Raw genomic sequence first — 211 nt, forward strand, 5'->3', positions numbered from 1 at the left:
GCCGGTTGGTGGGACGCCACCCGTGAGCACCGGCTGGTGGTGCAGACGTGCCGCCACTGCGCTCACGCCCAGCACCCGCCGCGCGCGGTGTGCACCGGCTGCTCGGCCATGGACGGGCTCGAGCTCACCGACGCCTCCGGACGCGGCACGGTCGACTCCTGGACCGTCGTCCACCGGGCCCCGCGTCCCGAGGTCGCCACGCCGTACACGC

1 protein-coding gene is annotated in these 211 nt (G+C 75.8%); it reads left to right on the top strand.

Annotated elements, in window-relative coordinates:
• A partial coding sequence (locus Q0L15_RS00290) for a zinc ribbon domain-containing protein (RefSeq protein ID WP_296601396.1) occupies positions 1–211 on the top strand: 211 nt, incomplete at both ends.

This window comes from Nocardioides sp., from assembly GCF_024509035.1.
Lineage (GTDB): Bacteria > Actinomycetota > Actinomycetes > Propionibacteriales > Nocardioidaceae > Nocardioides.